The 6,954-nt window shown below is 68.4% G+C and carries 9 protein-coding genes; 3 read left to right on the top strand and 6 right to left on the bottom strand.

Annotation, left to right across the window (positions count from 1 at the left end):
* The first annotated feature begins 182 nt into the window (after window positions 1-182).
* Together ACJ8AT_RS04480 and ACJ8AT_RS04475 are read left to right on the top strand one after the other, a co-directional pair.
* Complete coding sequence (locus ACJ8AT_RS04480) at window positions 183-686, top strand: gamma-glutamylcyclotransferase (protein ID WP_407736298.1); 504 nt, start codon at window positions 183-185, stop codon at window positions 684-686.
* Window positions 687-808: 122 nt separating this feature from the next.
* On the top strand, window positions 809-1,036 hold the full coding sequence (locus ACJ8AT_RS04475) for a hypothetical protein (protein ID WP_407736297.1): 228 nt from the start codon (window positions 809-811) through the stop codon (window positions 1,034-1,036).
* Between the two features lie 3 nt (window positions 1,037-1,039).
* On the opposite strand, the gene ACJ8AT_RS04470 is transcribed toward ACJ8AT_RS04475, so the two are convergent.
* Window positions 1,040-2,512, bottom strand: coding sequence for a S41 family peptidase (locus tag ACJ8AT_RS04470; protein ID WP_407736296.1), 1,473 nt, complete (start codon window positions 2,510-2,512; stop codon window positions 1,040-1,042).
* A gap of 38 nt (window positions 2,513-2,550) precedes the next feature.
* On the opposite strand from ACJ8AT_RS04470, the gene ACJ8AT_RS04465 reads away from it, so the two are divergent.
* On the top strand, window positions 2,551-3,747 hold the full coding sequence (locus tag ACJ8AT_RS04465) for a cytochrome P450 (RefSeq protein WP_407736295.1): 1,197 nt from the start codon (window positions 2,551-2,553) through the stop codon (window positions 3,745-3,747).
* Between the two features lie 18 nt (window positions 3,748-3,765).
* Here ACJ8AT_RS04465 and ACJ8AT_RS04460 read toward each other — a convergent pair whose 3' ends face one another.
* The 5 genes from ACJ8AT_RS04460 to ACJ8AT_RS04440 form a co-directional block, all read right to left on the bottom strand.
* Window positions 3,766-4,050, bottom strand: a complete 285-nt coding sequence (locus ACJ8AT_RS04460) for an Os1348 family NHLP clan protein (RefSeq protein ID WP_407736294.1) — start codon at window positions 4,048-4,050, stop codon at window positions 3,766-3,768.
* A 17-nt stretch (window positions 4,051-4,067) separates the two neighbouring features.
* A complete protein-coding gene (locus tag ACJ8AT_RS04455) occupies window positions 4,068-4,772 on the bottom strand; it encodes a class I SAM-dependent DNA methyltransferase (RefSeq protein WP_407736293.1) in 705 nt (234 codons plus the stop codon).
* The gene (locus ACJ8AT_RS04450) at window positions 4,769-5,764 is read right to left on the bottom strand and encodes a class 1 isoprenoid biosynthesis enzyme (RefSeq protein ID WP_407736292.1); all 996 of its coding nucleotides are present in this window, start codon (window positions 5,762-5,764) and stop codon (window positions 4,769-4,771) included. Before ACJ8AT_RS04450 ends, ACJ8AT_RS04455 begins: the two co-directional genes overlap by 4 nt.
* A 174-nt stretch (window positions 5,765-5,938) precedes the next feature.
* The gene (locus ACJ8AT_RS04445; RefSeq protein ID WP_407736291.1) at window positions 5,939-6,202 is read right to left on the bottom strand and encodes a mersacidin/lichenicidin family type 2 lantibiotic; all 264 of its coding nucleotides are present in this window, start codon (window positions 6,200-6,202) and stop codon (window positions 5,939-5,941) included.
* 185 nt (window positions 6,203-6,387) lie between these two features.
* A partial coding sequence (locus tag ACJ8AT_RS04440; protein WP_407736290.1) for a hypothetical protein occupies window positions 6,388-6,954 on the bottom strand: 567 nt, incomplete at its 5' end.

Below are 6,954 nucleotides of genomic sequence, written 5' to 3'. Positions count from 1 at the left end.
CGCCACGGTGGCCGCATCTGGGGTAGAGGCCAGCCCGGGCAGGGCGCCTGCTTCTCCTTCACCCTCAACGAGGTGCCCCTTCCCCCGGGCACCGCGGCCATCACTCCGGGAGTGCCCATTCCGGCAACAAGACTTTGACATGGAGGCAGAGCCTGGAGAGCCTGGGTGCCGCGGACGCACCCATGTGGATCTTCGGCTACGGCTCACTCATCTTCCGTCCCTCCTTCCCGTACGAAGAGCGCCGTGAGGCGTGGCTGAAGGGCTGGGCGCGGCGATTCTGGCAGGGCTCGACGGATCACCGGGGTGTGCCGGAGGCGCCCGGGCGGGTGGTGACGCTGGTGCCCGAGCCCGGCGCGCGCTGCTGGGGCGTGGCCTACCGGATCGCCACCGAGCGGGTGGAGGCGGTGCTGGCCCACCTGGATTTTCGGGAGCAGGGGGGCTACCAGCGGATCATGGCGCAGCTGGAGACGCGCGAGCCCTCGCCGCTGGAGGCCCTGGTGTACGTGGCCGGCCCCTCCAACCCCCACTACCTGGGGCCGGCCTCTCTGGAGGAGATCGCGGCGGTGGTGCGCTCGGCCCACGGCCCCAGCGGCTCGAACCGCGAGTACGTGCAGCGGCTGGCCGAGGCGCTCGCCCAGGCTGGCGAGCACGACGCGCATGTGACGGAGCTGGCGCGGCTGCTGTAGGCGGCAGGCCCTGTCATTCCAGGGACTTGCGCCTTTTGGAAACTTCCGGTCCCTCCCTCCGATAATCAGAGATGGTGGGGATGCCGGTGGACCTGTTCCAGGCCTCCTCGGAGAGTTCGACAATGGCACTCGAAGTTGGTCGAGACAGCGCATTCAAGATGCTGGTGGAGCACCGGAAGAACCTGTCCGGCACCCAGATGGACATGGTCCGGGCCGCTCCGGAGGAGCAGCGGCCGTATCTCGAGGCGCAGTTCAAGCTCGAGAACGAGGCGCAGGCGGTCGAGCAGATCGGCAAGTTCCTCAAGAGTGACGACACCGACGCCATGGCCGTCATCCGCAACTTGGGCTGACAGTCACGGACGAGAATCCAGGAGTTGGCCTGCGCGATTCAGCAGGTCGACGTCTCCGTGGAGGATGTCGTCTCGGGTGTAGCGGTAGGGGATGTCGATCTCCGCTCCCAGCCCCTCCACGGGCATTCCTCGCTTCGCCCCGACCCGGGTGGAGCGCATCAGGGCCACCCGCATCGCCACTCCACGGATCAGCGGCTTCAGCGGACTGGCTGGCTCGTTGGCCCAGGTGCTCACCAGCTGCTGGTGCCGGTACATGCTCGCCCCGCCCGCGCCGGTCTGCCTGTCCACGCCCATGATCTTTCCGATGTTGTGGTCCTTGAACCCGGCGATGAAGAAGTCCGTGGCGCTGTAGCTCAGCGCATCGCACAGCAGGACCACCGGGCCCTTGTAGAGCTGCCCCACGTCGTTCGCCTGCTCCACCGGGGTCAACGGAAAGCCCTGGGAGAACAGCTCGCCGGTGGTGAGGCCCTGCCAGAGCGAGGCTCTCCACGGAGCCCAGCCCTCGCCGGACTCACACAGCTTGAGCGTGAGATCGGTACAGCGCAGGGAGACCGGCTCCGGCTCGATGCGGTTCGGGGTGAAGAACTGGAGAATGCGCTCGGCCGCGAAGATGGAGCCGCCGGGGTTGCCGCGCACGTCGATGATGAGCCCGGCCTGGGGCAGGGACCGGATGATCCGCTGGACCTCCCGGACGAACCCATCCACGTCGTTGATCATGAAGCTGGCGATCCGGAGATAGCCCAACGTCCCACTGAGGGTCTCCACGCTTCGGAAGGCCAGGCTCTCCGGAACGCTGACCAGCGCCGGCACGGCGGCCCACCGTCCCGTTTGGGGCGTCTCCTGGACCCTCCAGGGGAGTTTGATGTCCGCAGGGCCTGTCTTCCCCAGGTAGGTGACAAGGACGAAGTCTTCGTCTGGCGGGAGGTAGAACCTCAAGATGCGCTGGGTCAGCAGCGCCAGGGCCCGGCGCTTCTGGGCCTCGGGGTTCGAGCCCGCCGTCTGCTTCGCAAGACAGGTGAGCTTGTGGGCAATGGGCTCGCCATTCCAGTGCGTCACCTCCACGCCGCGGCGGAAGTCTCCGCCCAGCTCCACCCCTGGCGCGAGCTCCCCCACGATGTAGCGCGCCGCTCCCGCGTCATCGAAGTACTCATGAAGCTGGAAGGGGAGCAGCGCCGTGTACCTTGACCACGGCTCCGGCATATCCACCATGGTGTGGAAATCACGCAGCGCCGTGGACAGCTGCAGCAGGGCCGCCATGAACGCGGAGTCATCCGGATAGAGCGCGGCTTGCTCCTGGAGCCGCCGCACCCGCTGGACGAGGTTGAGCCCGAGCAGGCTCTCCTTGAGGGGCAGATGGACGTAGAACTTGTCGAGCAGCACTTCCCACTGGTGCGCCAGCAGGTGCTTCTCCTCGAGGGACTCGAAGATGCGGATGCGCCGGAGGGCCTCTAGCGGTATGCTCTGCTCGGAAGGCACCCCCGGATGGTGGCAGCGAGCTCTTCCGAGAGGAAGCAGTGAGCCAGGACTTCTTTTCCCCAGAAGTGCTGCGGGATCCCCACGCGTTCCTGCGCAGGGTGCGAGCCGAGCACCCCATTTGCTGGAGCCCCCAGTTCCATGGCTGGGTGCTCACGCGCTACGCGGATGTGCTGGCGGCCACCAAGGATGAGCGGCTGGTCGCCGTCTCGGCCGCGAGCTGGTTGCAACGCCTGCCCGGTGAGCTGAAGCAGCAGTTCGAGCCGGCGAGCCGCTGCCTCCGGTGGTGGGCGGGGCTCATGAGCGAGCAGGACCATCTGGACTTCCAGAGCGCCCTGAAGAAGTACTTCAACCCCGCCAAGGTGGAGGAGCTGCGCCCGCGCGTGCAGCAGTTCACCCACGAGCTGCTCGACGCCGCGCAGGAGCGCGGCTCCCTGGAGGTGGTGGACGAGCTGGCCCGCCCGCTGCCCGCCAATGTCATCGGCGAGCTGCTCGGGATGCCTCCGGAGGACCGCGCGTTGCTGCAGCGCTGGTCGGCCGACATTCTCAGCTTCTTCCAGCAGGTGGAGCTGGAGGGGCTCAAGCGCGGCCAGCGCAGCCTGCTGGAGATGCAAGAGTATCTGCGTCCCCTCATCGCCGAGCGCCGCCGGGAGCCGCGGGGAGATCTGATCAGCGTCCTGGTGTCTCAGAAGGAGGGCCTCTTCGCCCGCGAGCCGGAGGCGATCGTCGCCAACTGCGCGATGTTGCTGTTCGCGGGGCACGAGACCACCAGCCACCTCATCTCCAGCGGGCTGCTGTTGTTGTTGCAGCACCCCGAGCAGCTGGCCCTGCTGCGCGACAAGCCCGAGCTGATGCCCTCCGCCATCGAGGAGATGCTGCGCTACGACGGGGCCTCGGATGCGATGGTCCGGGTCAGCAAGGCGCCGCTGGAGCTGGGAGGCCAGCGGTTCTCCGCCGGGGAGACCTTCGTGCTCGTGTACAAGGCCGCCAACTTCGATCCCGAGGTGTATCCCTCTCCGGAGCGGTTCGACATCACCCGCCGGCCGAACCGCCACCTCGCCTTCGGGATGGGGAGCTACTACTGCCTGGGCGCCGCGCTGGCTCGCCTGGAGGGGCAGATCTGCATCCGGATGATCCTGGAGCGGCTACCAGGGCTCCGTCCGGCGTTCCAGACTCCGGACTGGAGGCCGCTGCCGCCCCTGGGCCGGCGCCTGCGCTCGCTCCACGTGGCGTTCTGAGCGCCCGCCCGCCGGGCCTCAGCCCATGGGGCCGCCGCCCGGGCCCCCGGGGCCGCCCAGGCCACCGTCAGCACCGGGAGTGCCCTGAGAGCCGCCCTGGCCGCCCAGGAACTTGCTCTCATAATCCGTCACCATCGAGTCCAAGGCCTTCAGGCTCGAGGCATCGATGAGGGCCAACAGGTTCTCATCGACGGGGTAGCCGGCCTCCGCCAGGGCCTTCCGGGGGTCGGCGGTCAAGGCCTTGCGAAAGTTCGCGTCGGTGATTCCACGGCCGATGATTTCATCAATGATCTTCTTGTCCATGGTGCTTCCCTCCAAAGCTAGCGGCGGCCCCGCGCGATCAGGGCGGCCATGGGTATGCCCGGCGTGTTGGGATAGGGCCTGACTTCGACGGTGTCGAAGGCGGGCTCGAACATCGCGCGCATCACCTCCAGGGGCGGCGCGAGCACATCCTCGTGAAACTTCCCATCGGGCTCGAGGTACGACCAGAGCGTTCCATCGGGCGCGCCCAGGCTCACGCCCTCCATCAGCCGCCCCTCGGCTTGAAGGGTGACGAAGCGCGCCGGATCAAACACGGGCATGAAGACGGTGCCGCCTGGGCGTGTCCACCGGGCCAGGTTCGCCACGAGCCGCTCGACGTGGGCCACCGACTCCTGCAATCCGTAGGCGCCCCACATGCAGGAGGTGAGGGCGAAGCGCCCCTCGAGATCGGGATGCGGCGCGAGGAAGTCGCCCTCGACGAACCGAGTCCCTGGGTTTGTCTCGCGAGCGATCGCCAGCATCGCGGGCGAGAGATCCAGGCCCACGCAGGTGATGTTGGGGTTGCTGCGGCCGTGACAGAGGAAGAAGCCGGTGCCACAGGCCACATCCAGCCACGAGTCCGCTTGCTGTGTGAGCGTCCGGACGAGGAACAGCTCGAAGAGCGTCTTCTCGCGGAAGCTGTACTGAGGCGTGTGCAGGAACGACGCGTCGTAGCGGCGCGCGTACGCCTCGTCATAGGTAGAGCGTACCTGGTCAGGCGTCATGGAGGGGTCTCCTTGCGCGCGCCTGGCGCGGCGGCACCGCCAGCCAGCACCCAGCGCAGCTGAAGCAGGCGCGCCTCATAGCCCAGCTCGTCCAGCAGCGCGAGCCGCTCGCGCGTGTAGTCCGCGAACTCCGCGAGGCCCAGGGCCTGCGCGCTCTCGGCGGCGCGGCGCTGCCACGCGGCCGACTCCTCCAGGGTCTGGATCACGAGCCCCTGGCCGTAGAGGGCCTCACGCACCTCGTGGCGTGCGCGCTCCACGGGCATCCCGCGCGAGAAGCCGGCCCGCGCGAGCAGGAAGGTGCGGTGGCCATTGGCGAGATCCCGCTGCCAGCCGACCACATCGTTGGTCAGCCCGTAGGCGACTCCGAGCTGATCCACCAGCCGCTCGACGGTGGGCTCGAGCGCTGCGTGGCCGGCGAGGGTGCACACGGCGAGCGCGGGGATACGGGCGAACGCCACCTTGCGCGTGTGTTGTTCGAAGCGCTCGCGGTCGTACTCCGCATTGGACAGGAGCTGCTCGTGCTCCGCGAGGGTCCACCGGGTGAAGTCGATCCACGCACGCTCGAAGGCCGCGCGGAAGGCGGCCGAGTCCGCGGCGAGCTTCCCCAGCAGTTGGGCCATCTCGAAGATGCACACGTTGCCGAGCAGCGTCTGCGAGCGAGCCGGGGACGCCTCGTCGAGGAGGTCATCCTGGATGCGGATATACAGGTAGCCCCACATGGCGCTGGCCACGATGCGCACCGTCACTTCCTCCGAGGGCGCGGCGTCGGGCTGTTCGCGCCGGAAGCGCTCGCGCAGCCACAGCGGCAGGAAGACGAGCGGTGGGGCGAGCCGGCTGGAGAAGTAGCCGCGGTGGCCCTTGTCCCCATCGGAGATGCGGGTGAGGTAGCGCTGGGCCAGCGCATCGAGCGGAGGCGGCAGGGTGGTCAGCCGCGCCTCGAGGAGCTCCCAAGCGGAGTCGATGGCGGACTGAAGGGCTTCGTAGCTTTGCATGCAGGGACGGGCAGCCGCGCCGGGGCCACCGGGACTCCAAGGCCGCCGAGGATACGGGGTCGGTCAGTTTGGGTGCAACCACCGGCGCGGCCCAGGCTGGCTGAGAATCTGGACGGGTTTCAGCTTCGCCTTGTCCCCCCTCCCTGGATCACCTGGCGGACACTGCCGCGCTCGCTACTCCAGCGCGCACAACCGGTACGAGATAGGGGCGCACGCGACGATGCCGCAGGAGTTGAGCGTACAGGCCAGGGGACCCCGGGTCTGTTGGGTCCCTGTACACAGGGGGGCTCCTCCCACGATCTCCGTCAGCTCGGTCTCTCCGAGCTCGGTCAGGGGCTTGCCGCAAGGACTCTCCGGGAGCGCCGCACGCTCCTCGGGAGACAGGCTCGCGCGGTACTCCGGACTCCGCCAGGCTCGAATGATGCTTTCCTTGTTCATGTCACTTGCTCCAGGTGGGGTTTGCGCCTGGGGTTCAGGTCCAGGCTCCCAGAAGGAGGGCCTCGCAGGCGCCTTGTGACGAACAGCCGGCCCGCCGTTCCTTCCCCAGCCGGAGCGCTGAGTGCCCAACGGCCGAGGCTGACCGCCGCGGCAGGCCATGGCCGATTCCAGCCAGTCACGGCGAGTCAGAACTGGATCGACACCCCGGGGCCCACGGCGAGCCCGGTGTTGTGACGGCCCGTGGCAAGCACCACGGGGACCGGGGTGAGCCGCGGAGCGCTTGCGGAGGCGGGCTGCTGGGGCGCGACGGCGGAGGTGAGGGCGGTGATGAGCGCGGTGAGGCCCAGGCTGCTGGTCAGGGTGATGAGCACCGCCCTGCCGGTGGTGGCGTTGCCGGAGAGCGGTGCGGCCATGGCGAGGGCAAAGCCGCTGGCGGCCAGGGGCACCGAGTAGAGCAGCGCGAAGTCCATCCCGTTCAGTTCCAGGGGGATGGAGAGCAACCCTCCCATGGCCATGCCAATGGCGGGCGCCATCAACATGGGCGCGAAGTTGTAGCCGCGGGCGCTGTTGTTCGCGTCATTGATGAACTCGATGAGCCCGGCGATGAGGACGGAATAGAAGGACGTGAGGGTGATGAGCCCGATGTCCGCGCCGCTGACGTCCAGGCCGCCGGAGGTGAGCACCAGCGAGGCGAACAGCCCCACCTGGGAGCAGGCCAGGGGGAGGAGAGCCCGGTCGCGCTCGCCCCAGTG

It is taken from the genome of Hyalangium sp. (genome assembly GCF_045802625.1).
Lineage (GTDB): Bacteria > Myxococcota > Myxococcia > Myxococcales > Myxococcaceae > Hyalangium.
Note: the sequence above shows the minus strand (reverse complement) of the source record. Positions and strands in the feature narration are given on the sequence as shown.